Below are 25,983 nucleotides of genomic sequence, written 5' to 3'. Positions count from 1 at the left end.
CATACCACAGGACAAGGCCATTGCCTTGTCCTGCCCTTCAAAATTACTCGCAATCTTCGATCTTCAGCGTTTCAGTAAACAAAATATCCTGAGTCGTATTGATCGATACAAAAACGTATGGATTGGTCAGCGCCGATGTCACCATACAGCCCTTGCCGGGTACCGATGTGACAGCCGTTACTTTCAGATAACCCTCTTCGGATTCCGTATCAGTAACATTGACACTGTAACCACCCGTATTTTTCTGGCCGATATCAACCAATACCACCTTGTGAGTCGTAAAATCGATCAGCTGGGCATCATCATTTGTATAACTCAGCAAGGCGGCTTTATAACTTTCCTGATCTTCGAATACCCTGAGTGTTTTGGAAGTGTACACGCCACTATTGATATACGTTCCCTGGTGCAGTACTTCGACATTACCCGCCAGCGTATCGGCTTCAGCATCACAGCCGGAGAACATCATGGAAGCCTCTAGTGTCAGGGCCAGAGCAATTGTTGCTTTCATATCTATTCCTTTATGCTTGTGTGTGGGGTATGCAAGGATATAAACCGTGGTCATTCATGACCATCATCTTTTAGAGCGGTCAGCCAGGTTTTATCAATAACACTACTGTTGACATTGAGGGCAATAGACACTGGTCCTTCCCCCTAATCGAATTTCCTTTAGCAGTTGAGCGCATTGTTTACATGGCAAAGACCCGCGACCATAAACATTTAACTGTTGTGCAAAGTAACCTGGTTTGCCATCAGAGTTCACAAAGTCTTTCAGGGTGGTACCACCACTGACAATGGCTTGTTGCAGAACGGTTTTCACCGCTTGTGCAAGCAACTGATATCTGCTCCTGGTAATTCGCCCGGCCGCTACTGCCGGCCGGATTCCCGCACGGAACAGCGCTTCATTCGCATAAATATTGCCAACGCCAACCACCACATGGTTATCCATTAAAAACAGTTTGACCGCCTGTTTTTTCTTACGTGACAAAGCAAACAGCCGATCACCATCGAATGCTTCCGACAACGGTTCCGGCCCTAACCTGTTTAACAGAAAATGTTCTTCATCGGGCTCCTGATAATATAACCAGGCACCAAATCTGCGGGGATCGTTGTACCGAAGCACTGAACCATTACCAAAACTCAGCTCCACATGATCATGAACTTCAGGCGGCATCGGCTGACTCAGAATTCGCATGGATCCGGACATACCAAGATGAGCCAGAACGGTTCCCTGCTCAAAACGAAACAGCAAATACTTCGCTCTTCGCTCGATCCGCAACAACCGCTGCCCTTCTAACCAGGAAGGTAATTCCGTCGGAACAGGCCAGCGCAATGCAGCATTACGTATGACAACAGCAAGAACCTGCTGCCCAACGATATGCGGCTCCAGTCCACGACGAGTGGTTTCAACTTCGGGTAATTCAGGCATGAGAACAGCTTTTCAGTAGACAAAAACGATACTTGTTAGAAGCCATGTTAACGACGCAGAAAATTATGTCCATGAGTTTTCAATAGACGAAAAAAAACCCGGCGAACCGGGTTTTTATGCCATTGAATCAATTACTTGATTTTGGCTTCTTTGAATTCAACGTGCTTACGAACAACAGGATCGTACTTTTTGAAAACCAGCTTGTCTGGTGTAGTACGCTTGTTTTTGTCCGTAGTGTAGAAGTAGCCAGTGCCAGCACTGGAAACCAGTTTAATCTTATCGCGTGGCATATTTCAGCTCCTTAAATTTTGTCGCCACGGGCACGTACATCAGCCAGTACAGCATCGATACCTTTCTTATCGATGATGCGCATGCCTTTTGATGAAACCCGCAGTTTTACAAAACGATTCTCACTTTCTACCCAGAAGCGATGTGTATGCAAATTAGGTAGAAAGCGACGCTTTGTCTTGATGTTTGAATGAGATACGTTGTTACCGACAGCTGGACGCTTACCTGTAACTTGACAAACTCGTGACATCTTTCTATCGCCTCCGATGAAAATATTCAGCACTCGTCAGATTTATATCTGCCGGGCACCCGAAATTAGGGTGCGGATTTATACCAGAACACCGTAGTGCCGGCAAGCGTAATTACTTAGAAACTGTTATTTTTTTAGACAATGCCGCACCAGCATTACAATAACCCCTTCTGTGCCAGCGAGGTTACATACCCATCACCAATGATCTGGTGATCCAAAACCCTCACGTCCACCAAAGCCAAAGCCTCTTTCAGGCGACGGGTAATGGCAATATCCGCAGGACTGGGTTCTGCAACACCTGAAGGATGATTATGAGCGAAAATCACTGCGGCTGCATTGTGAGACAATACCCGCTTCACGACCTCACGCGGATAAACACTGGCCCCATCAAGCGTTCCGGTAAACAGACACTGATGCTTCAGCAACCGATGTTGATTGTCCAGAAACAATACATGAAATTCCTCATGGGGAGTGTCTCTCAGGTGGTGTAGAAGGTAGGTTCGGGTAGCATCAGTGGAATCGAATACATCTTCCCGCTGCAACATCTCTCCTGCATGCCTGCGGGCCATTTCCAGTACTGCCTGCAACTGCACGTACTTGGCCTGCCCCAACCCCTTATGAGAACAGAACTGCTGCTGATCAGCTCCCATCAACACCCGCAGACCGCCAAATCCGTTTAACAGTTGTCGGGACAAGTCCACTGCGGACAAGCCTTTAACCCCGGTACGCAGAAATATGGCCAGCAATTCTGCATCAGATAACGCTGCTGCCCCGCGAGCCAGTAATTTCTCCCGCGGACGTTCATTTTCAGGCCAGTCACGAATGGTCACTCAACTCTCCCTGTTACAAGGTTTTTTGCAATAATATACTGTATATAAAAACAGTATCAAGAAAAAACCACTCGTCTGTCAGACCTCGGAATACGACAGCGCCTGAATGACCACGCCCTTGCTGGTCAGATCCTCCTGCCAGGGTAGAGTTTCTATGACTGTACCAGCGATCAGGTCTTCAACAAATGAGTCCCTGACGCCGGCGAAAATTCCGGATTCCATCAAATCATAGGTTCTGATACCCGAACCGGTCAGAATGATTTTTTCCGGTCCCAGCAACGCAAGCAGGTTTCCAATCCCCACACCAAGTACTCTGCCGGCATCTGCATATAGACGTCGTATTTTTTCGTCACCCTGACGCGCCCGTTCGGCCAGATCCTGCATTTGCTGTTCGGAAGGGTGCATGACATCGGTCTCAGGCAATTCCATCATCAGGCAGGCGTCCCGATAAATGGCATAGTCACTGACATAGGCTTCGATGCAGCCACGTTTGCCACACCGGCATTGAGGCCCTTCATGAGAAAATTTCGTATGCCCGAATTCGGCAACAGCACCAACACCCCCAAGGTACAGTTCTCCGTTCATGATCAGGCACATACCCACGCCGTAATTGATCATGATAACCGCCATACTTTTAACATCTTTGTATTGTGGGCTCTGTTGAACGGCAACACCGATACAATCGGTATCGTTGGCGACAACGACAGGAACGGAAAAAGCGTCCGATAATGGTGTTGCCAGATCCATGTGGCGAAAGCCCAGTGCAGGGCTCCAGACGATGGTTCCACTGTTGCTGTCAACAAATCCCTGCACCGCAATACCGATGGCCCGAAATTGTTCATATTCGTGGCCATGCGTATCAATAATGGAAGTCACTTCGGTTTTCAGAATTTCAATCAGCATATCACCGGAAAGTTTGCGTGTATTAAGATGCCGGGTCCGCTGAAAGTGGATATTGCCTTTATAGTCTCCCAACTCAAATTGCAATTCATTGATAGAGAGTTTTATAGCGATCACACAGGCTGCCTTCGGGTTCAAATCAATAGCCACTCTCGGGCGGCCTCTGACTCCGGAATCCTTGTCCTGATCAGCCAATTCATAGATAAGACCAGACTGTTGCAACTGGGCAGTGATGGTCGTAACAGTGGAAGGACTCAAACCAAGATAATTACCAAGATCGATGCGGGCCATCGGTCCGGCCTGGCGCAAGGCATTTATGATATCGTTCCGATTAACCTGCCTGATTTTCTCAGTATTGGATATTTTTGTACTCATGCGCGGGTATCAAACCTCTAGCGTCAATATTAGAATCTCCTGGAAAGCATAGCCAAGAAGCATAAACTTCAAACCTGTGAAAAGAATAGCACGACTGTTCATATGGATAACCATGACACGTGAGCACGGTTAAGTTAACCTTCCGGAAAATCTGTTTCAGATGATCGAACCCATGAATTCTCTCGCGAATGAACGAATACTGGTTGGCATTACCGGTGGCATTGCTGCTTATAAGTCAGCCGAATTGGTACGCCTGCTAATTAAACGTGGTGCTGAGGTTCAAGTAGTTATGACTCCAGCTGCAGAAGCTTTTATCACGCCACTGACATTACAAGCATTGTCCGGCAAAGCCGTCAGGACCTCCCTATTGGATGAGCAGGCTGAGCTGGGTATGGGCCATATCGAACTGGCTCGTTGGGCTACGTGTGTGATTGTGGCCCCGGCAAGCGCAGATTTCATCGCCCGCATGGCCACCGGCATGGCCAATGATCTGCTTTCTACGGTTATGCTGGCTTTCAATGGACCGATCTTCCTGGCCCCGGCAATGAACCAGGCCATGTACAGCAATCCAATGACCCAGAAAAACCTGCAAACACTGTTGGATTTGCGAGCGGATGTTACCATTTTGGGACCGGACAGTGGCGAGCAGGCATGTGGTGATACCGGCCCTGGAAGAATGCTGGAACCAGCTGAGATTGTGAACCGGATAAATGCTTTTTCCTCTCCTCTGCTGGCGGGGAAAAAAGTCGTGATCACCGCCGGCCCAACGCAAGAACCCATTGATCCCGTGCGTTATATCTCCAATCACAGTTCGGGCAAAATGGGTTATGCCATAGCCGCCGCCGCCCTGGCTGCCGGTGCAGAGGTCACTCTGATTTCCGGTCCGGTTGCCTTGCCATCACCCGCTGGTGCCAGAATGATCAATGTAACCACCGCGATTGAGATGGCTGATGCGGCTCTGGAGCACAGTTGTCATGCGGACATTTTCATCGCCACTGCCGCTGTCGCAGACTTTCGTCCGGATACTGTTCATCCGCACAAACTCAAGAAAACCTCCACATCAGCAGTCATGGATTTACATCTGGTGCAGAATCCGGACATTGTTGCTCAAGTTGCCGCGTTGGGCAGCAAACGTCCGGCCAGAGTGGTCGGATTCGCAGCAGAAAGCCGGGATGCTGAAAAATACGGTGCGGAAAAAAGAATTCGCAAGCAACTCGACATGATCGTTATCAATGATATTTCCGTCGCCGGTCTTGGTTTTGGCAGCAACCATAATAAAGTGACTATACTGACCGGGGAGTCGCGTACCGAAATCGGCCCCAGCCTGAAAACAGACATCGCGCGGCAACTGATCTCTTTTATGGCGGAACACTGGCAACTCAATTCATCTGACTTAAAGGAAAACAATGAAGTCTCTACAAGTTAAAGTACTCGACGAGCGTATCGGCGGTGAAATTCCGCTTCCGCATTATGCAACAAGCGGTTCTGCCGGATTGGACCTGAGGGCTGCTCTGCGACATGATCAAGTCATTCAGCCTGGAGAAACGATCCTGATTCCCACCGGCCTGGCTATTCACATCGCCGATCCTGGTTATGCCGCCATGATATTGCCACGCTCTGGATTAGGTCATAAACATGGTATCGTGCTGGGGAATCTGGTCGGCCTGATCGATTCTGACTATCAGGGAGAACTCATGGTCAGTTGCTGGAATCGCGGTAACAAGGCCTTTGAAATTGTAGTTGGCGAGAGAATTGCGCAATTGATTATCGTACCGGTGGTACAGACAGAGTTTGAAATTGTGACTGATTTTGATGATTCTGATCGTGGCGCTGGCGGTTTCGGCTCTACTGGTAAACACTAACCAGAACTGAAACATGCTCAGAGCGTAATGAGAATAAGGGCTCTATCGTGAAACGACGTACAAAAAAACAACCGAATAAAACTGAACAGTCATCACGTGGATTGATGAGATATATTTTCGGCGGAGTGGCGGTCTGCCTGGTTCTCCTGGCACTGCTAGGTTACTGGTTGATCGATTTTGTCGTCAAACCTGCAAATGAAAAGCATCGGCAGGAACTGACCGGCATTTATACGCAGCAATATGAAACCTACTTCACCAATATGCTCAAGCTGCTGCATGAACGCGTCCGTCAGGTGGCGGGTTCTGATCAGGTTGTCCGGGCGGCAAGTTCAGGGAACCTTCTGTTGCTGGAAAATCTGTCAACGGCTCTCAATTCACAAATGACCGGTGCCCTGGCAACACATATTTTTGCAACGGATCAGGCGGATGTGATGTCGAATACAGTTCCGCCAGTTGGCTTCGCCCAGCTTGACATGATCCGCCGCGCGGAACAGGGTCAGCAGGTACCGGTCGAGGCTCTACAGCACGAAAGTCGCCCTTATTTGCAAATCGTCGAGGCTATCCGCAGCAACGATGTGATCGTTGGCACCATTTCCGTCAGCATGAATCTTAGCGCGCTGAAAGACGGGCTTGGAAGTTTCGATGTGGCCGCCGGCAGCGTCTCGCTGGAACAAAAATTCAACAATGGCCCCAAACAAACCCTTATGCAGTATGGCACCAAGAATGCCAACCCCACTCTGACAATACGAACCGATAACCCGAACTGGCAGCTTACTTTTCAACCCTCAGACCAGCTGTATCGGTCTGATATTATCAACCCCAACATCATTATCATCCCACTGGCGGTATTTGGCGCAGCGTTGCTTGTTGTCATGGCCATTGCCGGCTACAGCCTACAAAAAACAGTTCGTAACGATGCAGGGGATTTCACCCGTTATACCCAGAAACTACTGTCAGGACATAACATGGATCTGCCCAGTTTCAAACTGAGCCTGTTTCTGTCCATGGCCAAGAGCCTCGCGAGAGTGAGGGTCAAACAACGACCGCCCAGTCCCAATGAGGTGACGAGCCCTTTTAGCTTACCTGTCGGCCAATTAGATCTGGAGCCGGTCGCACAGGATAATCAGCCTCTGGCTCCACAAGACGAAATTCTTGATATCGATATGATCGAAGAGGATCAGGACATACTCGGTATTGATGCCCCTGAAGCCGAACCGGTTATCAGCATGCAGGTGGAGGAAACCATATTCCGTGCCTACGATATTCGAGGCATTATTGGCGAAACACTGGATAACACCGTGGCCCGGAAAATTGGCAGAGCCATTGGCAGCGAAGCCTATGAACGGGGCGAACAAACGATCATTGTTGCCAGAGATGGCCGTTTATCCAGCCCTGAGCTGGCTCGTAATCTGGTCATTGGACTGACAGAAACCGGTCGGGACGTCATTGATCTTGGTGCAGTACCAACACCGCTGATGTATTACGCCACTGAAGTACTGGGGATCACGTCCGGTGTCATGGTGACCGGGAGTCATAACCCAGGCAACCATAATGGTTTCAAGGTTGTATTGTCAGGTCAGGTACTGTCGGGCCAGGAAATAAAAGGGCTATATCACCGCATCAACAACCAGAACTTTCTCAAAGGTTCCGGGTCAGTAACACAAAATGAAATTGTTGGTAATTACATCAATCGAGTCGCCGGCGAAATCCGCCTCGGTAATCGACAGTTAAAAGTGGTGATTGATGCAGGCAATGGCATTGCCGGCAAAGTCGCGCCTTCGCTATTTGGAGCTTTGGGATGCACGGTACACCCCATCAATTGTGAGGTAGATGGTCGTTTCCCTAACCATCATCCCGATCCAAGCGATCCGGCCAATCTGCAACAACTGATCAAAGCCGTCACAGAGACACAGGCTGACATAGGTATCGCTTTTGACGGAGATGGTGATCGCCTGGGTATAGTCAGTTCATCTGGAAAGATTATCTTCGCTGACCGTCTACTGATGTTATTTGCCAGAGATTTGCTGACCCGAAACAACAGTGCAACCATCATTTACGATGTGAAATGCAGTCGTCACCTGCATGACATGATCAGTGGTTATGGGGGCCAGCCGGTCATGTGGAAGAGCGGACATTCACTGATCAAGAAGAAAATGCGTGAAACCAATGCCCTTCTTGGCGGAGAACTGAGTGGCCACATATTCTTCAAAGAACGCTGGTATGGGTTTGACGACGGCTTATACAGCGCCGCCAGATTGTTGGAGATACTGCAAAAAACGGGTCAAACGATTGATGAGCTGGCTAACACTTTGCCCAATGACATCAGCACACCGGAAATACCTGTTTCCGTGGATGAAAGCTCGAAATTCAGAATTATGGAGAGGATGGCACGAAATGCGGTGTTCAGCGGAGGGAAAATGAGCACGATTGATGGTGTCAGAGTCGAATTTAATGATGGCTGGGGCGTGGTAAGAGCATCAAACACCGGTTCCAATCTGATTTGCCGGTTTGAAGCAACTAATGCAGCAGCCATGGCCAGAATACAGGAAAGCTTTAAGCAGCAGTTGTTGTCCATAGACAGCTCATTACAATTTCCGTTCTAATATGTGAAACTATTCAACAAGAAATCCAAGGGTTACGTAAATGCCACTTGATATAAACAGTGCATTAAACTTTGCACAAGTCCTTAGTGAAGCCCTACCTTATATTCAGCAGTTCCAGGGAAAGACCATCGTTATCAAGTACGGTGGCAATGCCATGACCGAGGAACATCTGAAATCCAGTTTCGCCAGAGATATCGTATTGCTCAAAACCGTTGGCATTAATCCGGTGGTGGTACATGGCGGTGGCCCGCAAATAGGCAACCTGCTGGAAAAGCTCAACATCAAATCAGAGTTTGTAAATGGTATGCGGGTTACCACCTCTGAAACCATGGATGTCGTGGAAATGGTTCTGGGCGGTTTGGTTAATAAGGAAATCGTAACCTTGATCAATCAACATGGTGGCAAAGCTGTCGGCCTGACCGGTAAAGACGGACGACTGATTCACGCTAAAAAAATGAAAGTCAAAACCATAAGCCCGGATCTTCAAAAATCAGAAATTGTCGATATCGGCCACGTTGGTGAAGTCGAAAAAGTAGACCCTAACGTTTTACAAATGTTAATCAAGGGGGACATCATTCCGGTTGTTGCCCCTATCGGCGTAGGACATGATGGTGCCAGTTATAACATCAACGCGGATCTGGTAGCTGGCAAAATTGCCGAATGCCTGCAGGCAGAAAAACTTATCCTGCTGACCAATATATCAGGATTACAAGACAAGCAGGGGAATGTCCTGACCGGGCTTTCAACCGGCGAGGTAGATGCATTAATTGAGGATGGAACCATTTATGGTGGCATGCTACCCAAAATCCGCTGCGCACTGGATGCCGTCAACAACGGCGTTACCAGCTCTCACATAATTGATGGCCGGGTATCCCATGCCACATTACTGGAAGTGTTCTCCAATGAAGGGGTAGGCACTTTGATTACCAATCATAAGCAAGCTGAGTCATGATCCAAGCTGTACCAAAAAAAATAAACCGAAGAGAACAAATACTCCAATCACTGGCACAGATGCTGGAAAACCAGCCGGGAAGCCCAATTACCACCGCCAAACTGGCCAATGCCGTAGGCGTTTCTGAGGCGGCTCTGTATCGACATTTTCCTTCCAAAGCCAAAATGTTTGAAGGACTCATAAGCTTTATTGAGGAAACACTGTTCAGCCGCATCAATCGTATTCTTCAGGAAGAGAAACAAACAGAAATCCGATGCAGTGCCATACTGACACTTATTTTGACATTTGCAGAAAAAAATCCTGGCATGTGCAGAATATTGAATGGTGATGCTCTGGCTGGAGAAACCGATCGCCTGCGCCAACGGGTGGCTCAGTTGTTTGATCGCCTTGATACACAGCTTAAGCAGGTGTTCAGGGAAACCGAAATTCGAGAGGATGCGCAACTGCGGCTACCAGTCAATGCCAGTTCCAACCTGGCACTTGCCGTTGTACAAGGACGCATTGGCGAGTTCGTTCGAACCGAATTTGCACACTCTCCTACTCAATACTGGAAAGAACAGTGGCCTGCGCTCGCTCACGCACTGTTTGTCTTTTAGCCCCTCAACCTGAAATGCTGACTGGCAGTTATGACCCATCACCTGTTCAGTCAGCCTCTACCAAAAAAGCCATTACCGCAAAAACAACACCCTACTTCTGTTTATTCTTGATCAGTTCCGCAACCCGTTGCTTATCCAGTTCAAACTGTTTTTCATCCTCAACTTTGCGAGCTTCAACTTTCTGAATATCAACATTAATGGCTTCCATCAGCGACTGTACTTCCTGCATTTGCTGCAACAAAGCTTCGGGGATGGGTTTATTGACGCGTTCCAATGAAGCGGCCTGAGAACGCAGCTCGTCCAACTCAGTCTGTCTGATGGTCAATTGATTACGCTTCAGCTTGATCTCAACATCCAGCCGACTCATCCATGAGGCTTTCGCCCGATCCACGTCTTCTGGTGAACGGTATAACTTCATTAATTCTGCATCTCTGGCACTCTGCATTTCCAGCCGTTCTTGTTCAGCTTTCTTTTTGGCTAACTCTTCAGCAGAAGGTGCCGGAGGAACCACTTTAAGCACCTGTCCCTGCTCATTTAGAATTTCATATCCTTTGGAGACAAACTCAGGAGGTATCATGCTTTCCAGCACCAAGGTGCCGTTTTGGTCGGTATAACGATAAAGGTTCGCTGCAGCGGTCCAACCGGCGGTCATGAACACTACAATGCAAACAAGCTGTTTGCCCGATTTCATACTCGATTCCCAATATTAAGATACTTGATAAATATGTCAGGAAAATCCGAAATTCCCCAATAGCTTCGTTAATAATGTGGCACTGATGTTTGTGAGATCACTATTTTCTTTGCAGGAAATATAAGAGCTTTAGACAGTCAGTACGAAAACAGTTCGTTTATTGTGGTTTTCCTGATTCTTAAACATAGCAACCATCGGACAAGGAGAAGAGTCTGTCAAGGTCAATCCAAACCCTGGACAGCCGCCAGTCACCGGTATTTATCGGGTCACGCCGTATTGCTCCCGATAAGCAGAAATACTTGCCAGCTCAGTCTGCATATCCGGACGCTTACGCAGGTATTCCACAATGTTATCAAGGGAGATGATACTGATGACCGGAGTACCAAAATCACGCTCAACTTCCTGAACAGCCGACAGATCTGATCGACCTTTCTCCTGCCGATCAATCATCACCAGAACACCCGCCGGTGATGCCGCTGGATAATGACCGATAATATCCATTACTTCCCGTATCGCTGTACCTGCAGTAATTACGTCATCCACAATCAGCACCTGCCCCAGCAACTCAGCACCAACCAGTGAACCTCCTTCACCGTGGTCCTTTTTCTCCTTACGATTAAAAACATATGGCGTGTTTATTTGATGATCACGCTGCAGCGCCACGGCGGTCGACACCGCCAAGGGAATGCCTTTATAAGCAGGCCCAAACAGAATATCGAAAGAAAGACCCGATTCTATGATTGCCTGGGCATAAAACTTTCCCAACTGAGATAATGCAGCACCATCCTTCAGTAATCCGGCATTGAAAAAGTACGGGCTTTGCCGTCCGGACTTCAAAGTAAAATGACCAAACTGCAAGACTTTCTGGGCCAGTACAAACTCAATAAATTCTGTCTGAAAAGGTTTCATAATCTTTCTACGGTTCCAGTTTCAAGATACGGATTATGCCATTATATCTGAGCAACCGACTCAAATCCTGCCAAACAGATGAGCACCTAAAAAGAGATTAAAAAGATGTGTCAAAATGTGTATATTACCGGACTCAAAACGTGTGGATAATCTTGGGAGTTCCTGATTCAATCTGTTTTTCAGGCTACAAACAGGAAAATTGAGCTAAACTGAAATATGAAAATTTTTCTAAGCTTCTCCAGCACTAAATATCAATGATATGCCTCCAAACAGGATGGTCGACTTGTATTCATATCTGCGCTCATGCGTATGATTAATCGGAAATAGGAACAGATGAAAATCATCACCTTGAATTTGAATGGTGTCGAAAACGCAGAGGAAAGAGGTTTCAGTGAATGGCTGAAAAACTGTGATGCGGATATCGTTTGTGTTCAGAATCTGCGTTGTAAAGAGTATCAGATACCTCAGCATGTTCTTGAAGTGCCAGGTTTCGAAGCTTTTTTCGCAGATGCCGAAGAAGATGATTTCAGCGGTGTAGGGATTTATTGCCGCAAAATGCCGAAGGCTGTTATTCGTGGACTGGGGTTCCCCCAGTGCGACATTGAGGGCCGTTTCATACAAGCTGATTTTGATAATTTCAGCATCTGCTCTGTCTTGTTTCCCTATGCCAGCGATGATGAAGAGCAGGAACTGAAGTTCCAGTTCATGGAACAGTTTAAGGCACATCTGAAAAAAACCCGCCGCAAACGCCGCGAGTACATCTTTGTGGGTACTTTTCACATGGCTCACAGAACCATTGATCTTGGCAATTGGGAAAACCATCAGCGTAACCCAGGGTTCCTACCCGAAGAACGTGCCTGGATGGATCAGGTAGTGGGACCACTCGGATATGTTGATGCCTTCAGACAGATCAACAAACGCGAATTACAACATACCTGGTGGCCATTCGATGAAGCACAGCGCTTCGGTATGCGTATCGACTATCAGATTATCACGCCGGAGCTGGCTCCCTATATCGACAGCGCGAGAATTATTACTGAGCCCCGCCTGTCTCCTCATTGCATGTTGGAAGTGGATTACGACCTGGAGCTGTAATCCATTCCGGTATTGCCGTTGCACAATTCATTTGCACTACTCCTGACAAAGACCTAACATAAGTTTCACAAATCAAACTTTTGTTAGAATCATGACTCCTCAAGAACTTAAAGTCCTCCAGGCTTTGCGCCATAACCCTATGGCCAGCCAACAGGAAATTGCAAATCAGCTGGGGCTCTCGCGCGAATCCGTCGCCGGTCACATTATGCGCCTGACACGGAAAGGCAAAATCATTGGGAAAGGATATATTTTTCCACCCCCAAAAAGCATTGTGGTGATAGGAGGAGCCAATGTTGACCTCATCGGTTCCAGTTTCCATACCTTTCTGCCGGCAGATTCCAACCCAGGCAGCATCAGCCAGACGGCTGGTGGAGTTGCCCGCAACATTGCTGAAAATCTTGCCCGTCTCGGAACACAGGTACAGCTGGTTTCAGTAATTGGCAATGATGCAAGAGGACGCTGGCTGCTGGATGACCTGGTTCGTTGCCAGATCAGTACCGAACACTGCATGGTAAAACCCGGACTCTCCACCGGTACCTACATCGCTCTGAATGATTCCAGCGGTTCACTCCAGGGCGCCGTTGCAGACATGAGTATCATGGATAAATTCGGCCCGGATGACCTGACCAGCAGATTACCCACATTACAGGCCGCCAATCAGATTCTGGTGGAAGCCAATTGTTCCGAAGAATTAATCCAATGGCTTGCCGAACAACAGTTCTCCAGCCCGATTTCCGCAGATGCGGTGTCTGAAACCAAAGCACCACGATTAACAGCGCTACTGCCCAAGCTCAACATTCTGAAAACCAACCGGTCAGAGGCGTTGGCCATTCTGCAGCGATCTTCATTATCCAATGATGAAATTCTGGACGCTCTGCTGGAAAAAGGTACTCAAAAAGTACTGCTAAGCCTTGGTGCAGAAGGCGCCATATTGGCGAACAGCGAACAGCGTATACAAGCCGCTCCGCCTAAAACGGATCATATTATCAGTGATACCGGTGCGGGCGACGCATTGATGGCAGCAGTGATGTATTCGGAGTTGCAGGAACACTCTCTGCAACAGCAACTTCAGCTGGCCCTGGCGTGTGCCACGTTTACGCTGAAATCCACACTCGCCGTCAACCCCGAACTCAGTTACGAAAAGATTCAACTCTGGATGGAAAACTCATGCACAGACATTTAGATATCAGCGCCGAAGTACAGCAAGCTCTGGCAGACAACAAACCCGTAGTGGCATTGGAGAGCACCATCATCTCCCATGGCATGCCCTGGCCCGATAACGCCGAAACAGCCCTTAAAGTAGAACAGGTTATCCGGGAAAACGGTGCCATTCCTGCCACTATAGCGGTTATCGATGGACGCCTGAAAGCGGGACTTAGCCATGACGAAATCAATGTTCTGGCTAAAGCCGGTCTCTCTGTCACCAAATGTTCCCGTCGCGATCTGCCCTATGTCGTTGCAACGGGCAAACATGGTGCGACCACCGTCGCTGCCACCATGATTATTGCCGCCATGGCCGGTATCAAAGTGTTCGCGACTGGAGGAATTGGTGGAGTACACCGGGGAGCGCAACAGACATTTGATATTTCTGCCGATCTTCAGGAACTGGCACATACCAATGTTGCCGTTGTATGCGCAGGCGCCAAGTCGATCCTTGATCTGGCACTCACACGTGAATATCTCGAAACCCAGGGTGTACCGGTAATTGGTTATCAGACTAAACAGTTACCGGCATTTTATACCCGTGACAGCGACCAGAGTGTGGATTATCAGCTGGATGATGCACAGCAAATCGCAGCGTTTCTGGAAGCCAAATGGAGTTTGCAGTTGAACGGTGGCGTGGTCATCGCCAACCCGATCCCAGAGCAGTATGCCATGGACAAAGCCAAGATTAATGAGGCCATTGAACAAGCGCTGGAGGAAGCCACACAGAAACATATCAGTGGCAAGGACTCTACGCCATTCCTGCTGGAGCGGGTAGCGCAGCTGACCGGTGGAAACAGTCTCGAAAGCAACATCCAGCTGGTATTCAACAACGCACGGCTGGCAGCACACATTGCAACCGAACTAAGCCATCTGTAATACCAAATGAACACTGTCTGATACAGGCTTTCGCCTGTATTGGAGAGTGTCGTGCTCTCCATTCCAATCTCACGACACAGCACGCCAGTATCTGTAATCAACCCATAATCGGGTAGCTGGCGCTTATAACGCTCCGATATCTCTGCGCAGGTTCTCTTTAGGATCCGTCACGATTCGTTCCAACACTCTGATCCGTTCCTCCAGCTCATCGATACGGCGAATCTTCTGCTCCAACTCTTTCAGCTGCTCACGACTGATTTTCTGTGAGCGCATTCGTTGTCTGATGAGCTGTCCTATCGTGGAGATCAATACGATCAACACCACCATCTCAAACACAGTAATTTGAAACATTAGCCACTCCAAAACCCAGAATGTTCCGTTAGACGTTCAATTTCCACTGTGGTTTAAAGCCGTTATCAGGCTATCTCATGGGAAAAATATAGATCATACGCCGGTTCAGCAGCTTATGTGAGTCAGAAATTATCGGCTTCCATTGGCTGAAAGGACTAATTTCAACTACGCTAAATCTAAAAATTTGATGCTGGCAAACCATGCATTATATGTTGGAGTTATAGTGTGACATTACCTACGATTGCCTCAGAGGAACGGTTACTGTTTGCTAATGAACCAACAGAAACCGAGCAAAAGCCATCCGATAGTGGCGTCTGGAACATACTAATCGTTGACGATGAACCGGATGTACATCAGGTTACAATGCTTAGTCTGCGCTCTGTGCGAATATTGGGGCGCGAGCTGGCGTTACATCATGCATATTCCGGAGCACAGGCGGAACAGTTACTAAAAACCAGGCAACACTTTGCGGTGATTCTGCTGGATGTCGTCATGGAATCAGATGACACCGGACTTAAGCTGGTGGAGTTTATCCGCAGAACGCTGAAAAATGACGAGATTCGTATTATTCTGCGTACTGGACAGCCCGGAATGGCTCCAGAGTCCAAAGCCGTTGCCAATTACGATATCAATGATTACCGGGCCAAAACAGAGCTGACCCGTACCCACCTGATTACGTCACTCACCTCTGCGTTACGCTCATTTCAACAAATTGTTACCCTGAATAATACTCAGCGGGATATGGCTAAAATTGTTGGCACCGCCAATCTGTTGATGCATACCGGTCCCCTTTCCAGTTTTGGCATGCAGATGATTAAACAGGTTCGTTCGCTGCTCAATATTGAGGTGCCGGCCGCCTTGTGCTGGAAAGACCTTGAACCCTCAATACAGGAATGGCACGTACTGGCAGCTGATGAATATTTCCAATGCCTGGAAGGAAGCATTATCGATGTTCAGCACCCGCTGTTTGACCGACTCAGTCAGGCAGTTGATTGTGAACAATGGTTCGACAATCAGTTACAAACAAGCTTAACGATTGGTTACACACAAGAGCGTCAATTCGTTCTGATCATGGACAAAAATTTCAGACCGGAGTGGCACCATGTAGAAACTCTGCGGCTGATGCTGCTGACTCTCACTTCCAGCCTGGAAAACCAACTACTGCTGGAAAACCTGAAAACCCAGGCATGGGAAGATAGCCTTTGTGGCATACCAAACCGCGCCAGACTGATGACAATCCTGGCTTCCACTGTTCACTCATCGGTCAACTACGATCTCTACCTGCTGGACATCGACGAATTTTCCAATATCAACAGCGGCCTTGGGCAGGAGGTTGGAGACCATGTGCTGATTCAACTCAGTCATCGGCTTAATTCACTCATAACCAATACCGGCATGATATTCCGAATATCCGGAGACACATTCGCCATACTGGCACCACGTAACTACCTGTCCGCAGACAAACTATTTGAGTTATTTGAAAGCCCCATTCAAGTTGCTGATTCAGATCTTCGTATTAGCGTGTCCATCGGCAAACTGGCAGATCTGTCTCAATGCAACAGCCCTTCCGATGCCATGCGCAAAGCCACTATGGCACTGAGTCAGGCTAAAGCCTTTCAACGAGGCGAACTGGTGACCTATGCAGACCATCTGGATGAAATTGTCAGCGCCCGTCTCAAACTGCTCAACAAACTGAAAAATGCCATTCACAACAATGAACTGTGTTTGTATTACCAACCCAAAGTCTCCTTGGTCAATGGTCGGACAGACGGACTGGAAGCGCTCATGCGATGGCCCACAGACGATGGATTTATCCCACCACAGGACTTTATCTCCGTCGCGGAATCATCCGGGTTAATCTTTGAGCTGGAGAGATTCTTAATTCGTCAAACCTGCCGGGACCTCAAGGAAATAGAAAAAATCTGTCCCGATACCGTCATTGCTATCAATGTATCGGTGCCAGTGGTTGAAAGTGAGGATTTTTTTGAATATGTCAAAGACACTTTAAAAGAATATAACGTCCGCCCGGAACAACTGATGATTGAACTGACCGAATCGATCATGATCCGCAACCACAAACTGATCAATAAACGGCTGAATCAATACCGGAACTTTGGTATTCAATTCTCCATCGATGATTTTGGCACAGGTTATAATTCACTGACGTATCTGCATAACCTGCCAATTGCCCAGATCAAAATTGATAAATCCTTTATCGATAACATGACCCAATCAAATAACGGCACATTCCTGTCCAGTGTCATCATATCCATCGCCAATCATTTCAACTTTGAATCTGTTGCTGAAGGCGTGGAAACAGCCGAACAGGTTGCTGCATTGAAACACATCGGCTGTAACTACGCACAAGGATACTATTTCTGCAAACCGTGCTCACTGGAAGACATTTGCGCATGGATGCACCAGGCAAATCATCCCTGATCAGAGACGATAAAGCACTGTTGAAAAGACTGCCTGACGCAGTCTATATTCGATCTTCTGTGACCGGATCAAAGAATACGGCTTTGTCCATATTGAACATCAATACCATATTTTCTCCAGGACGACCGGCCTCTGCCGGATGTACCCGACAATTCACCTCCTGATCACTTAACCGGATCAACACCAGAGTATCCGCGCCGGTAGGCTCTGTAACTTCAATGTGACAATCAAAAGAGACGATATTGTCACCGCCGACCTGATGAGGTAATTGCTGAGTGATTTGTTCTGGACGTATTCCCAGGATCACTTCTTTGTTTAAATAGGCCGAAACCGTAGTCATGCTCTCAGGCACAGGGAGGTATTGTTTTTGCCCATTTGAAGATACTTCAGCAGATAAACGCCCATGATGATCAACCAACGTGGCATGGATAAAGTTCATCGACGGCGACCCCATAAATCCAGCCACAAAGATGTTGGCTGGATTGTCATACACCTCCTGAGGACTGCCAAACTGCTGCAAATATCCATCTTTCATTACTGCAATACGATCTGCCAGAGTCATGGCCTCAATCTGATCATGGGTTACATAGACAATCGTGGTATTTAAACGCTGATGCAACTTCTTGATTTCGGTCCGCATTTCCACTCGCAGCTTAGCGTCAAGGTTGGAAAGTGGTTCATCAAATAAGTAGATCTTGGGTTTACGGGAAAGAGCCCGTCCCATAGCCACCCGCTGTCTCTGACCACCGGACAGTTGCGATGGCTTGCGATCCAATAAATGCGTAATCTGCAACAATTCAGCAACGCGTTGTACTTCTGCCTCTATTTCCTCTTTGGGAAACTTGCGGATCTCCAATCCAAAGGCAATATTTTTCCGTACAGTCATATTCGGATATAACGCGTAACTCTGAAATACCATTGCGATATCCCTGTCCTTGGGCGTGACATTAGTGACATCATATTCACCAATGGCAATACTGCCGGAGGTCACATCCTCCAAGCCGGCAATACAGTTCAGCAGGGTTGATTTCCCACAGCCGGATGGACCGACCAGAATAACAAACTCACCATCCTGAATATCCAGATTGATACCCTTGAGAATATGAGTATCCGCAAATGATTTTTGCACATTATTAATTGTTAATGTTGCCATGTACTTTCACCTCAAACAGCCATCCAGACAACGACTGCATTAAATTTAGCTAGCCTTTAACGGAACCCGCCGTTAATCCTCTGACGAAATATTTGCCGGCCACGACATACACAACGATCGTTGGCAGTGCAGCAATAATGGCACCGGCCATATCGACGTTATAACGTTTTTCACCAGTGGAACTATTCACCAGATTATTGAGCCCAACGGTCACAGGCTGGGAATCCGGATCACTGAATACCACACCAAACAAAAAGTCATTCCATATCTGGGTGAACTGCCAGATCACCGAGACGACAATAATGGGAATACTGACGGGCAGGATAATGCGCCAGAAAATGGTGAAAAATCCGGCGCCATCAAGTTTGGCGGCCTTAATCAGTTCACCTGGAATATTTACGTAGTAGTTGCGGAAAAACAGCGTCGTAAACGGAATACCGTAAGTCACATGAACAAAGATCAGACCTCCCAAGGTCCCGGATATTCCCAACCACCCCAAAGTCTGAGACATGGGCAACAGGATCGCCTGAAATGGCAGAAAACAACCAAACAACAAAATGGCAAAAAAAGCATCACTGCCTCGAAAGCGCCAGAAACTCAGAATATAACCATTCAAAGCACCCAATATCGTAGAGATACTTACTGCCGGGATAACCATCAGAATCGAGTTGATAAAGTAAGGACGCAAACCTTTTTCGTCTCTGGCCCCGATCTGCGCCTGACTCCACGCCTCACTCCAGGCTTCGGTGGAGAATGACTTTGGCCACTCGATCAACTGCCCGAGGCGAATCTCATTCATGGAACGAAAAGAGGTCAACACCATTAACAGCAGCGGTACCAGATAATAGATCGCGACAATGATCAGAACGGAATAGACAATCGTTCGGCCGGTGATCGCAGCGTAGCGCTTATCCGCCAGAGGTTTGCTAGACATTTTTGGTGGCCCTCAATTCGGAATACAAAAACGGAACAAGGATCGCAATAATCCCCATCAGCATGACCACTGCACTAGCTGCACCTACCCCCATCTGACTACGGGTAAACGAAAACTGATACATGAATATTGCCGGTACATCGGTGGAATTTCCTGGCCCCCCACCTGTCAGCGCGACGATCAGATCGAATGATTTGATGGCAATATGAGCCAACATAATAATCGCCGAGAAAAATACCGGTCTCAGGCTGGGAATGATAATACGGGAATAAATAGTCACCATGCTGGCACCGTCTATCTGAGCGGCCTTAATGATGGAATTATCCACACCCCGCAATCCGGCCAGAAACAATGCCATGACAAAACCGGATGACTGCCACACTCCGGCAATCACGATGGTATAAATCGCCATGTCAGGATTGACCAGCCAATCGAAACTGAAACTTTCAAACCCAAGTGACTGAACAAAACGTTCAATACCGACAGTAGGGTTCAACAACCATTTCCAGACCGTTCCTGTCACAATGAACGATAACGCCATCGGGTACAGGTATACCGTCCGTATAAAACCTTCAGCACGAATTTTCTGATCCAGCAGAATCGCCAGCAACAAACCGACAAACAGGCAAATGACAATAAACAGGATTCCAAATATCGCCAGGTTCTTAAGTGCCAGCATCCAGCGATCGTTCAAGAATAACTTCACATACTGCTGAAAACCGACGAAATCATAAACCGGTAAAATTCTGGATTTGGTAAAGGACAATACAGTTGTCCAGATAATAAACCCATAGATAAACACCATTGTCAGAAAGACAGTCGGAGACATAACTACCTTTGGCAGCCAGTACTCAATTTTGTCAACCAGACGGGGTTTCATTTTGATTGGTTGGGACATAATGATTATTACCCTGCATGAACACCATTTACAAAGAAAAGCATGCAATGATTCAAATGCCGGCCGGGGTCATGCCCCGGCCATTTTGGACACCAGCGTAAACCAGGTTTACATGGCGGCTTTGACTGAACGTGTGAGTTTTTTCACAGCATCTTCTGAAGACATGTCGCTGTTGAAGAACTCAGTAATCACGTCATACATCGCACCCTGAACGGTGGATGTGGTTGACATACCGTGGGCCATGGATGGCTCCAGACCTTTGCCTGCTTTTGAGGTGGCAATGAAGGTTTTCATGGATGCCTCGGCACAACTGTCAAATGGCGACATATCCTGATCGATACGAACCGGGATGGAACCCTTGTTCAGGTTGAATGTTTCCTGGAATTTCGGTGACAGTATCAGCTTGGCCATAACTTTCTGAGCTTCTGCATTGTCAGCGTTTTTCTGTTTGAACATCGCCAGAGAGTCGATATTAAAGGTGAACTCACCGTCTGTACCCGGGAATGCCGCGCAGATAAAATCTTTGCCAGGGGCTTTGTTGGCTGCGGTGAACTCACCTTTAGCCCAGTCACCCATAAACTGCATACCCGCTTCACCTTTAATCACCATTGCCGTGGCAACGTTCCAGTCACGTCCCGGAGATCCGGCATCGATATACTGTTTGACTTTCCGGAACTGATCAAAAGACTCTTTCATGGTATCGCTGCCCAATGCCTTCTGATCCAGTTTGACAAATACCTTGTCAAAGAAATCGGAACCGCCAACAGCCAATACGATCGATTCGAATGTAGTCGCATCCTGCCATGGCTGTCCACCGTGAGCGATGGCGGTATATCCGGCCGCTTTAATCTTGTCAGCAGCAACCCACAACTCATCAAGCGAAGTCGGAACCTTGGCTCCGGCTTTCTTAAACACTTCAGGGTTGGCCCATAACCAATTAACCCGGTGTACGTTGACAGGGGCTGCCACATAATGGCCATCATTTTTCATGACCTTGGCAACGACTGGAGGCAGAACGTCATCCCAATGATTGGCGGCAGCGACATCATCCAGATTTGCCAGGAATCCCAGATCACCCCATTCCTGAATTTCCAGACCTTTAATCTGAGCAGACGCTGGGGGATTACCGGAAACTGCGCGAGAACGCAGAACCGTATAGGCATTTTCACCTGCGCCACCGGCAACCGCGAAGTCTTTCCAGGTGTGACCTTCCGCCTCTACCATCTGCTTTAACACAGCGATAGAGCGGGCTTCACTACCGGAAGTCCACCAATGCAGTACTTCAACTTCGCCTGCCTGGACAGCAGAAACGGACATGGCTCCAGCTATTGCCAGGCCTAAAATCGATTTGGAGAATTTCATTATGTTCATCCTTCGCGTTGTTATTTTATTTGTATAGCGAGCAATCGCCTGTTGTTGGCGAAAACCGAGCCGGCGGTCAAAAAGCTCATACTATTTGACGATCTTGACTCGTTCCCAGCAGTTTAGGTTGAGACTGAGAATAAAGACGTAATTTAAGTAAACCTAACGTAACTTAGTGTTACATCTCATCAACTCTGATAATTTCCCCATCACAGCTACGGTCTTCGGGTCCAGCTGATGCTATATTCCAAACCACCAAACGGTTAGAATTGCGGCTTTTAACAACACCATTCAGAGCCGGACTACATGACCATAGAAGACACTATCGACTTTGGCTACCAGAAAGTACCTGTCGCCGAGAAACAACAAAGAGTGGCGGAAGTCTTTCATTCCGTTGCCGCCAGGTATGACTTAATGAATGACCTGATGTCCATGGGCATTCATCGGCTCTGGAAACGTTTTACCATTGAACTGAGCGGTGTGCGCAAAGGGCATTCAGTACTGGATATTGCGGGCGGTACCGGCGATCTGACAACTTTGTTTTCCAAGCTGGTTGGCCCTCAGGGCAATGTTGTGCTGGCGGATATCAACGCGTCCATGCTTCAGGTTGGTCGCGATCGCCTGCTGGATCGTGGAGTGGCCGATAATATTGAATTTGTTCAGGCCAATGCTGAATGCCTGCCCTTCCCGGATAATCACTTTGACTGCGTCAGCATCGCTTTTGGTCTGCGCAATGTCACCAATAAACAGGCTGCACTTGAAAGCATGCTCAGAGTCCTGAAGCCGGGTGGTCGTCTGCTGGTATTGGAGTTTTCCAAACCCACCAATCCGCTGCTGAGCAAACTGTACGATCAATACTCATTCTCTGCTCTACCCTTTATGGGCCGTATGGTTACGCAGGACGCGGATTCTTATCGTTATCTGGCGGAATCCATTCGCATGCACCCAGATCAGCAAACACTTGCCGGCATGATGACAGAAGCAGGCTATGAACAGGTTAAATATCACAATTTTACCGGCGGTATTGTCGCTCTGCATCGGGGGATCAAACCCTGAATGAAGACCATTACGCTCGCCATGCTCAGTAGTATGGAAAAAATCGTTAATCAAGCTCTGAAGTACGATCCGGCCACACGGGATAAACTGACCGCCCTCGGGGATTTCATTTTCTCCATCAAAACCACAGAGCCAGCACTACATCTATACGTCCGTCTCCTGGATGGTGAGGTTATGCTGCTAACCGCGTGGGAAGATCAAGTCGATGCCTCTATGGAAGGGCCGTTAAGAAGCTTCATTCATCTGGCCAGGGAAACGGACAAAACCAAGGCACTGATGGAGCACAATATCCGGGTCAGCGGTAACAGTCAGCAACTGACCCGGCTTCAACATCTGCTGATTGATCTGCACATTGACTGGGAAGCGGCACTGGCTGACCGCATCGGCGATTTGCCAGGACACTTGCTGGCCGATGGAATACGTTTTACCGGTTCGCTGTTCAACAACGCATGGCAGCATTTTAAGCGCTCCGGAGAAAACTTTATCCGCGAGGAAAATGAATTACTGGTAAATCCCGCCGATTTCGCGCAATTTTCTGAGCAGGTCAGTCGTCTTCGCTTCGATACTGACCGTCTGGAAGCGAGAATTCGACAGTTGTTGAACCGCACCGGGGACACTCAATGAGGCTGTTACGCCTGATACAGGTGCTGTGGGTGATTGATCGTTATCGTCTGGACAGATTTCTGCCCAAGCGTCTGCCTCTCAAAATTCGCATGCTGCTATGGCCTAATTTTTGGCGCCATTTCATTCGCCCCCCCAAAGACCCGGCAACCGGACTGAGGCTTGCGCTTGAAGACCTAGGACCAGTATTCGTCAAATTTGGCCAGATGCTTTCCACCCGCAGGGATCTGCTGCCTATCAATATTGCCAATGAACTGGCCAAGCTACAGGATCAGGTCCCCCCTTTTTCTGGGGAATTGGCACAGGAAATCATTGAAAAATCCCTGGGCAAACCGATTGAGCAGATTTATGACAACTTTGATCGTAAACCTCTGGCTTCAGCTTCAGTTGCCCAGGTTCATCCAGCGCAGCTGAAAAATGGTCAGGAAGTGGTCGTAAAAGTAATCCGCCCGGGAATCGACAAGATCATTGAAAAAGACCTCGCGCTGCTGCGAATTCTGGCTCAGTTGATCCAGCTGATCCCCGATGGCAGGCGTCTGCGTCCTGTCGAAGTTGTGGAAGAGTATCGCAAAACCATTCTTGGAGAACTGGACCTACTGGCAGAAGGTGCCAATGCAGCCACACTCAGACGTAACTTCCAGGATTCACCGATGCTGTACGTACCTGAAATATACTGGGATTTCAGTCGCACATCGGTACTGACTATGGAGCGCATTTACGGTATTCCGGTATCAGGTATCGACGAGTTGAAAGCTCAAAACACCAATATGAAGTTACTGGCTGAGCGCGGAGTGGAAATCTTTTTTACCCAGGTGTTCCGTGACAGTTTTTTTCACGCGGATATGCACCCCGGCAACGTCTTCGTATCCCGCGAACACCCGGAAAGCCCTCAGTTCATCGGCATAGATTGTGGCATTGTTGGCAGCCTGTCAGAAGCGGACCTGAACTATCTGGCACTGACGCTGCTGGCATTTTTCCGCCGCGACTACCGCGCTGTCGCCCAACTTTATGTCGACTCTGGCTGGGTGCCTGAAACCACTCGGGTGCATGAGTTTGAAGGGGCCATCAGAACCGTCTGTGAACCCATCTTTGAAAAACCATTATCGGAAATTTCCTTTGGAGTAGTACTGATCCGCCTATTTCAAACTGCACGCCAATTTAATATGGAAGTACAACCACAACTGGTATTACTGCAAAAGACCCTGCTGAATATTGAAGGCCTGGGGCGAGAGTTGTATCCGGAACTGAATTTGTGGGAAACCGCCAAACCATTCCTGGAAAAATGGCTGCGTGATCGGTATAGCCCGAAACGGGCATTTCGTGAAATTATGCAACGGGCTCCGTCCTGGCTAGAAAAAGCTCCACAAATGCCTGACATGATTTACCATGTACTAAACTCAGGCCAGTTATCCCTGAATCAGCAGGCCACATATCAGCAACAAATCATCGAACTCAAGGCAGAGATGCATTATCGTAACTTTGCCCAACAATGGCGGTGGCTGGCAAATATTCTGCTGATTGGTGCTGGCGTTGCCTGGTTTGGCTTTGGCAACCAGCCACTGACAGGAATCTCTGCGATGGCGGCAATTATTGCAGCCTTAATCAGCTTTAAGCGAAAAAAACATGGCTAATGACGTATTAAAAACACTGACAGAAACCCTGGAGGCGCGTAAAAATGCCGCTCCGGAAAGCTCATACGTGGCTTCATTACACCACAAAGGCCTGAATAAAATTCTGGAGAAAGTCGGAGAAGAGGCAACCGAAACCATCATTGCCGCCAAGGATGCCCAGTCTTCCGGAGTAACCAAAGACGTTATCAGTGAGACTGCCGACTTGTGGTTTCATTCACTGGTGATGCTTTCACATTTGGGGCTCACAGCCGATGATATACTACAGGAACTGGCCCGGCGATTTGACATTTCGGGCCTCGAAGAGAAAGCGAGCAGAGGTCATTCAAAATGAGCGATTGCCTTTTTTGTAAGATAGCCAGTGGTGATATTCCGGCAACGATCGTTTATGAAGATCAGGATATGGTCGCGTTTAAAGATATCGCCCCCAAAGCACCGGTACATATTCTATTGGTGCCCAGGGAACATATTGAAAGTCTGGAACAGGCTCAGCCAAAGCATTCAGAGCTGCTGGCCAGATTAATGTTGAAAACCGCCGATGTGGCACAACAACAGGGATTGGAGCAAGGTTATCGTCTGATCACCAACAGTGGTCCGGGTGGTGGGCAGGAAGTCCCGCATTTACATTTGCACATTCTTGGTGATGTGCGCTCAAAAGACTACAAAGGCTTTTAAATATTTA

General features: G+C 48.0%; 27 protein-coding genes. 14 read left to right on the top strand and 13 right to left on the bottom strand.

What is annotated here, in order from left to right:
• Positions 1-43: 43 nt before the first annotated feature.
• The 6 genes from YC6258_RS04785 to YC6258_RS04760 all read right to left on the bottom strand — a co-directional run bounded on the left by YC6258_RS04785 (position 44) and on the right by YC6258_RS04760 (position 4,069).
• Positions 44-508 carry a protease complex subunit PrcB family protein gene (locus tag YC6258_RS04785; RefSeq protein WP_044616033.1) on the bottom strand — a complete coding sequence of 155 codons (465 nt, stop codon included), beginning with the start codon at positions 506-508 and terminating at the stop codon, positions 44-46.
• 102 nt (positions 509-610) lie between these two features.
• Positions 611-1,426, bottom strand: coding sequence for a bifunctional DNA-formamidopyrimidine glycosylase/DNA-(apurinic or apyrimidinic site) lyase (gene mutM / locus YC6258_RS04780; protein WP_044616032.1), 816 nt, complete (start codon positions 1,424-1,426; stop codon positions 611-613).
• Positions 1,427-1,557: 131 nt separating this feature from the next.
• Positions 1,558-1,716 carry a 50S ribosomal protein L33 gene (gene rpmG / locus YC6258_RS04775; RefSeq protein WP_044616031.1) on the bottom strand — a complete coding sequence of 53 codons (159 nt, stop codon included), beginning with the start codon at positions 1,714-1,716 and terminating at the stop codon, positions 1,558-1,560.
• A gap of 11 nt (positions 1,717-1,727) precedes the next feature.
• Positions 1,728-1,964 carry a 50S ribosomal protein L28 gene (gene rpmB, locus YC6258_RS04770; RefSeq protein ID WP_044616030.1) on the bottom strand — a complete coding sequence of 79 codons (237 nt, stop codon included), beginning with the start codon at positions 1,962-1,964 and terminating at the stop codon, positions 1,728-1,730.
• Between the two features lie 155 nt (positions 1,965-2,119).
• Entirely contained in the window at positions 2,120-2,794 is a 675-nt protein-coding gene (gene radC, locus YC6258_RS04765) for a RadC family protein (protein ID WP_044616029.1), read from the bottom strand.
• 78 nt (positions 2,795-2,872) lie between these two features.
• Positions 2,873-4,069, bottom strand: coding sequence for an ROK family transcriptional regulator (locus YC6258_RS04760; protein WP_044616028.1), 1,197 nt, complete (start codon positions 4,067-4,069; stop codon positions 2,873-2,875).
• A gap of 172 nt (positions 4,070-4,241) precedes the next feature.
• Here YC6258_RS04760 and coaBC point away from each other — a divergent pair, with 172 nt between their 5' ends.
• From coaBC to slmA, 5 genes are read left to right on the top strand one after another with little or no spacing between them, the layout of a single operon-like run.
• Positions 4,242-5,495, top strand: coding sequence for a bifunctional phosphopantothenoylcysteine decarboxylase/phosphopantothenate--cysteine ligase CoaBC (gene coaBC, locus YC6258_RS04755; protein WP_044619733.1), 1,254 nt, complete (start codon positions 4,242-4,244; stop codon positions 5,493-5,495).
• Positions 5,476-5,931 (top strand): dUTP diphosphatase, encoded by a 456-nt coding sequence (dut, locus tag YC6258_RS04750; protein WP_044616027.1) that lies wholly within the window; start codon positions 5,476-5,478, stop codon positions 5,929-5,931. The genes coaBC and dut overlap by 20 nt, the downstream gene beginning before the upstream one ends.
• A gap of 47 nt (positions 5,932-5,978) precedes the next feature.
• Entirely contained in the window at positions 5,979-8,534 is a 2,556-nt protein-coding gene (locus YC6258_RS30850; protein ID WP_052830061.1) for a phosphomannomutase/phosphoglucomutase, read from the top strand.
• A gap of 40 nt (positions 8,535-8,574) precedes the next feature.
• A complete protein-coding gene (argB, locus tag YC6258_RS04740; RefSeq protein ID WP_044616025.1) occupies positions 8,575-9,486 on the top strand; it encodes an acetylglutamate kinase in 912 nt (303 codons plus the stop codon).
• On the top strand, positions 9,483-10,082 hold the full coding sequence (gene slmA / locus YC6258_RS04735; protein WP_044616024.1) for a nucleoid occlusion factor SlmA: 600 nt from the start codon (positions 9,483-9,485) through the stop codon (positions 10,080-10,082). Before argB ends, slmA begins: the two co-directional genes overlap by 4 nt.
• Before the next feature lie 91 nt (positions 10,083-10,173).
• Here the strand turns inward: slmA and YC6258_RS04730 are convergent, their stop codons facing one another.
• Together YC6258_RS04730 and pyrE are read right to left on the bottom strand one after the other, a co-directional pair.
• Positions 10,174-10,773 (bottom strand): hypothetical protein, encoded by a 600-nt coding sequence (locus YC6258_RS04730; protein ID WP_052830060.1) that lies wholly within the window; start codon positions 10,771-10,773, stop codon positions 10,174-10,176.
• Between the two features lie 258 nt (positions 10,774-11,031).
• Positions 11,032-11,682 carry an orotate phosphoribosyltransferase gene (gene pyrE, locus YC6258_RS04725; protein WP_044616023.1) on the bottom strand — a complete coding sequence of 217 codons (651 nt, stop codon included), beginning with the start codon at positions 11,680-11,682 and terminating at the stop codon, positions 11,032-11,034.
• Positions 11,683-12,015: 333 nt separating this feature from the next.
• On the opposite strand from pyrE, the gene YC6258_RS04720 reads away from it, so the two are divergent.
• From YC6258_RS04720 to YC6258_RS04710, 3 genes are all read left to right on the top strand, one after another.
• Positions 12,016-12,777 carry an exodeoxyribonuclease III gene (locus YC6258_RS04720; RefSeq protein WP_044616022.1) on the top strand — a complete coding sequence of 254 codons (762 nt, stop codon included), beginning with the start codon at positions 12,016-12,018 and terminating at the stop codon, positions 12,775-12,777.
• Between the two features lie 91 nt (positions 12,778-12,868).
• Positions 12,869-13,960, top strand: a complete 1,092-nt coding sequence (locus YC6258_RS04715; protein ID WP_044616021.1) for a PfkB family carbohydrate kinase — start codon at positions 12,869-12,871, stop codon at positions 13,958-13,960.
• Positions 13,945-14,859 (top strand): pseudouridine-5'-phosphate glycosidase, encoded by a 915-nt coding sequence (locus YC6258_RS04710; RefSeq protein ID WP_044616020.1) that lies wholly within the window; start codon positions 13,945-13,947, stop codon positions 14,857-14,859. The genes YC6258_RS04715 and YC6258_RS04710 overlap by 16 nt, the downstream gene beginning before the upstream one ends.
• A 123-nt stretch (positions 14,860-14,982) precedes the next feature.
• On the opposite strand, the gene YC6258_RS04705 is transcribed toward YC6258_RS04710, so the two are convergent.
• Positions 14,983-15,210: a hypothetical protein gene (locus tag YC6258_RS04705; protein WP_044616019.1), complete on the bottom strand. Its 228-nt coding sequence runs from the start codon at positions 15,208-15,210 to the stop codon at positions 14,983-14,985.
• Positions 15,211-15,435: 225 nt separating this feature from the next.
• Between YC6258_RS04705 and YC6258_RS04700 the strand changes: the two genes are divergently transcribed.
• On the top strand, positions 15,436-17,649 hold the full coding sequence (locus YC6258_RS04700; RefSeq protein WP_044616018.1) for a bifunctional diguanylate cyclase/phosphodiesterase: 2,214 nt from the start codon (positions 15,436-15,438) through the stop codon (positions 17,647-17,649).
• Between the two features lie 43 nt (positions 17,650-17,692).
• On the opposite strand, the gene YC6258_RS04695 is transcribed toward YC6258_RS04700, so the two are convergent.
• The 4 genes from YC6258_RS04695 to YC6258_RS04680 form a co-directional block, all read right to left on the bottom strand.
• Positions 17,693-18,802, bottom strand: coding sequence for an ABC transporter ATP-binding protein (locus YC6258_RS04695; RefSeq protein WP_044616017.1), 1,110 nt, complete (start codon positions 18,800-18,802; stop codon positions 17,693-17,695).
• 49 nt (positions 18,803-18,851) lie between these two features.
• Positions 18,852-19,736 carry a carbohydrate ABC transporter permease gene (locus YC6258_RS04690; RefSeq protein WP_044616016.1) on the bottom strand — a complete coding sequence of 295 codons (885 nt, stop codon included), beginning with the start codon at positions 19,734-19,736 and terminating at the stop codon, positions 18,852-18,854.
• On the bottom strand, positions 19,729-20,634 hold the full coding sequence (locus YC6258_RS04685; RefSeq protein ID WP_044616015.1) for a carbohydrate ABC transporter permease: 906 nt from the start codon (positions 20,632-20,634) through the stop codon (positions 19,729-19,731). Before YC6258_RS04685 ends, YC6258_RS04690 begins: the two co-directional genes overlap by 8 nt.
• 108 nt (positions 20,635-20,742) lie before the next feature.
• Entirely contained in the window at positions 20,743-21,996 is a 1,254-nt protein-coding gene (locus YC6258_RS04680) for an ABC transporter substrate-binding protein (protein ID WP_044616014.1), read from the bottom strand.
• Between the two features lie 306 nt (positions 21,997-22,302).
• Here YC6258_RS04680 and ubiE point away from each other — a divergent pair, with 306 nt between their 5' ends.
• From ubiE to YC6258_RS04655, 5 genes are read left to right on the top strand one after another with little or no spacing between them, the layout of a single operon-like run.
• Positions 22,303-23,052: a bifunctional demethylmenaquinone methyltransferase/2-methoxy-6-polyprenyl-1,4-benzoquinol methylase UbiE gene (gene ubiE / locus YC6258_RS04675; protein WP_044616013.1), complete on the top strand. Its 750-nt coding sequence runs from the start codon at positions 22,303-22,305 to the stop codon at positions 23,050-23,052.
• Positions 23,053-23,676, top strand: coding sequence for a ubiquinone biosynthesis accessory factor UbiJ (locus YC6258_RS04670; RefSeq protein WP_044616012.1), 624 nt, complete (start codon positions 23,053-23,055; stop codon positions 23,674-23,676).
• Positions 23,673-25,304: a ubiquinone biosynthesis regulatory protein kinase UbiB gene (ubiB, locus tag YC6258_RS04665; RefSeq protein WP_044616011.1), complete on the top strand. Its 1,632-nt coding sequence runs from the start codon at positions 23,673-23,675 to the stop codon at positions 25,302-25,304. The genes YC6258_RS04670 and ubiB overlap by 4 nt, the downstream gene beginning before the upstream one ends.
• Entirely contained in the window at positions 25,297-25,635 is a 339-nt protein-coding gene (locus tag YC6258_RS04660; RefSeq protein WP_044616010.1) for a phosphoribosyl-ATP diphosphatase, read from the top strand. The genes ubiB and YC6258_RS04660 overlap by 8 nt, the downstream gene beginning before the upstream one ends.
• Entirely contained in the window at positions 25,632-25,976 is a 345-nt protein-coding gene (locus YC6258_RS04655) for a histidine triad nucleotide-binding protein (protein WP_044616009.1), read from the top strand. The genes YC6258_RS04660 and YC6258_RS04655 overlap by 4 nt, the downstream gene beginning before the upstream one ends.
• Positions 25,977-25,983: the final 7 nt, after the last annotated feature.

The sequence above is a fragment of the Gynuella sunshinyii YC6258 genome (assembly GCF_000940805.1).
Lineage (GTDB): Bacteria > Pseudomonadota > Gammaproteobacteria > Pseudomonadales > Natronospirillaceae > Gynuella > Gynuella sunshinyii.
The sequence above is the reverse complement of the archived record's forward strand: the minus strand, read 5'-3'. Positions and strand labels throughout refer to the sequence as shown.

Bases quoted from the DNA above. Each gene is read 5' to 3' on its own strand.
- YC6258_RS04785 (WP_044616033.1), bottom strand. From the start codon at position 508: ATGAAAGCAACAATTGCTCTGGCCCTGACACTAGAGGCTTCCATGATG.
- mutM (WP_044616032.1), bottom strand. From the start codon at position 1,426: ATGCCTGAATTACCCGAAGTTGAAACCACTCGTCGTGGACTGGAGCCG.
- rpmG (WP_044616031.1), bottom strand. From the start codon at position 1,716: ATGCCACGCGATAAGATTAAACTGGTTTCCAGTGCTGGCACTGGCTAC.
- rpmB (WP_044616030.1), bottom strand. From the start codon at position 1,964: ATGTCACGAGTTTGTCAAGTTACAGGTAAGCGTCCAGCTGTCGGTAAC.
- YC6258_RS04760 (WP_044616028.1), bottom strand. From the start codon at position 4,069: ATGAGTACAAAAATATCCAATACTGAGAAAATCAGGCAGGTTAATCGG.
- coaBC (WP_044619733.1), top strand. From the start codon at position 4,242: ATGAATTCTCTCGCGAATGAACGAATACTGGTTGGCATTACCGGTGGC.
- dut (WP_044616027.1), top strand. From the start codon at position 5,476: ATGAAGTCTCTACAAGTTAAAGTACTCGACGAGCGTATCGGCGGTGAA.
- argB (WP_044616025.1), top strand. From the start codon at position 8,575: ATGCCACTTGATATAAACAGTGCATTAAACTTTGCACAAGTCCTTAGT.
- slmA (WP_044616024.1), top strand. From the start codon at position 9,483: ATGATCCAAGCTGTACCAAAAAAAATAAACCGAAGAGAACAAATACTC.
- YC6258_RS04730 (WP_052830060.1), bottom strand. From the start codon at position 10,773: ATGAAATCGGGCAAACAGCTTGTTTGCATTGTAGTGTTCATGACCGCC.
- pyrE (WP_044616023.1), bottom strand. From the start codon at position 11,682: ATGAAACCTTTTCAGACAGAATTTATTGAGTTTGTACTGGCCCAGAAA.
- YC6258_RS04720 (WP_044616022.1), top strand. From the start codon at position 12,016: ATGAAAATCATCACCTTGAATTTGAATGGTGTCGAAAACGCAGAGGAA.
- YC6258_RS04715 (WP_044616021.1), top strand. From the start codon at position 12,869: ATGACTCCTCAAGAACTTAAAGTCCTCCAGGCTTTGCGCCATAACCCT.
- YC6258_RS04710 (WP_044616020.1), top strand. From the start codon at position 13,945: ATGCACAGACATTTAGATATCAGCGCCGAAGTACAGCAAGCTCTGGCA.
- YC6258_RS04705 (WP_044616019.1), bottom strand. From the start codon at position 15,210: ATGTTTCAAATTACTGTGTTTGAGATGGTGGTGTTGATCGTATTGATC.
- YC6258_RS04695 (WP_044616017.1), bottom strand. From the start codon at position 18,802: ATGGCAACATTAACAATTAATAATGTGCAAAAATCATTTGCGGATACT.
- YC6258_RS04690 (WP_044616016.1), bottom strand. From the start codon at position 19,736: ATGTCTAGCAAACCTCTGGCGGATAAGCGCTACGCTGCGATCACCGGC.
- YC6258_RS04685 (WP_044616015.1), bottom strand. From the start codon at position 20,634: ATGTCCCAACCAATCAAAATGAAACCCCGTCTGGTTGACAAAATTGAG.
- YC6258_RS04680 (WP_044616014.1), bottom strand. From the start codon at position 21,996: ATGAAATTCTCCAAATCGATTTTAGGCCTGGCAATAGCTGGAGCCATG.
- ubiE (WP_044616013.1), top strand. From the start codon at position 22,303: ATGACCATAGAAGACACTATCGACTTTGGCTACCAGAAAGTACCTGTC.
- YC6258_RS04670 (WP_044616012.1), top strand. From the start codon at position 23,053: ATGAAGACCATTACGCTCGCCATGCTCAGTAGTATGGAAAAAATCGTT.
- ubiB (WP_044616011.1), top strand. From the start codon at position 23,673: ATGAGGCTGTTACGCCTGATACAGGTGCTGTGGGTGATTGATCGTTAT.
- YC6258_RS04660 (WP_044616010.1), top strand. From the start codon at position 25,297: ATGGCTAATGACGTATTAAAAACACTGACAGAAACCCTGGAGGCGCGT.
- YC6258_RS04655 (WP_044616009.1), top strand. From the start codon at position 25,632: ATGAGCGATTGCCTTTTTTGTAAGATAGCCAGTGGTGATATTCCGGCA.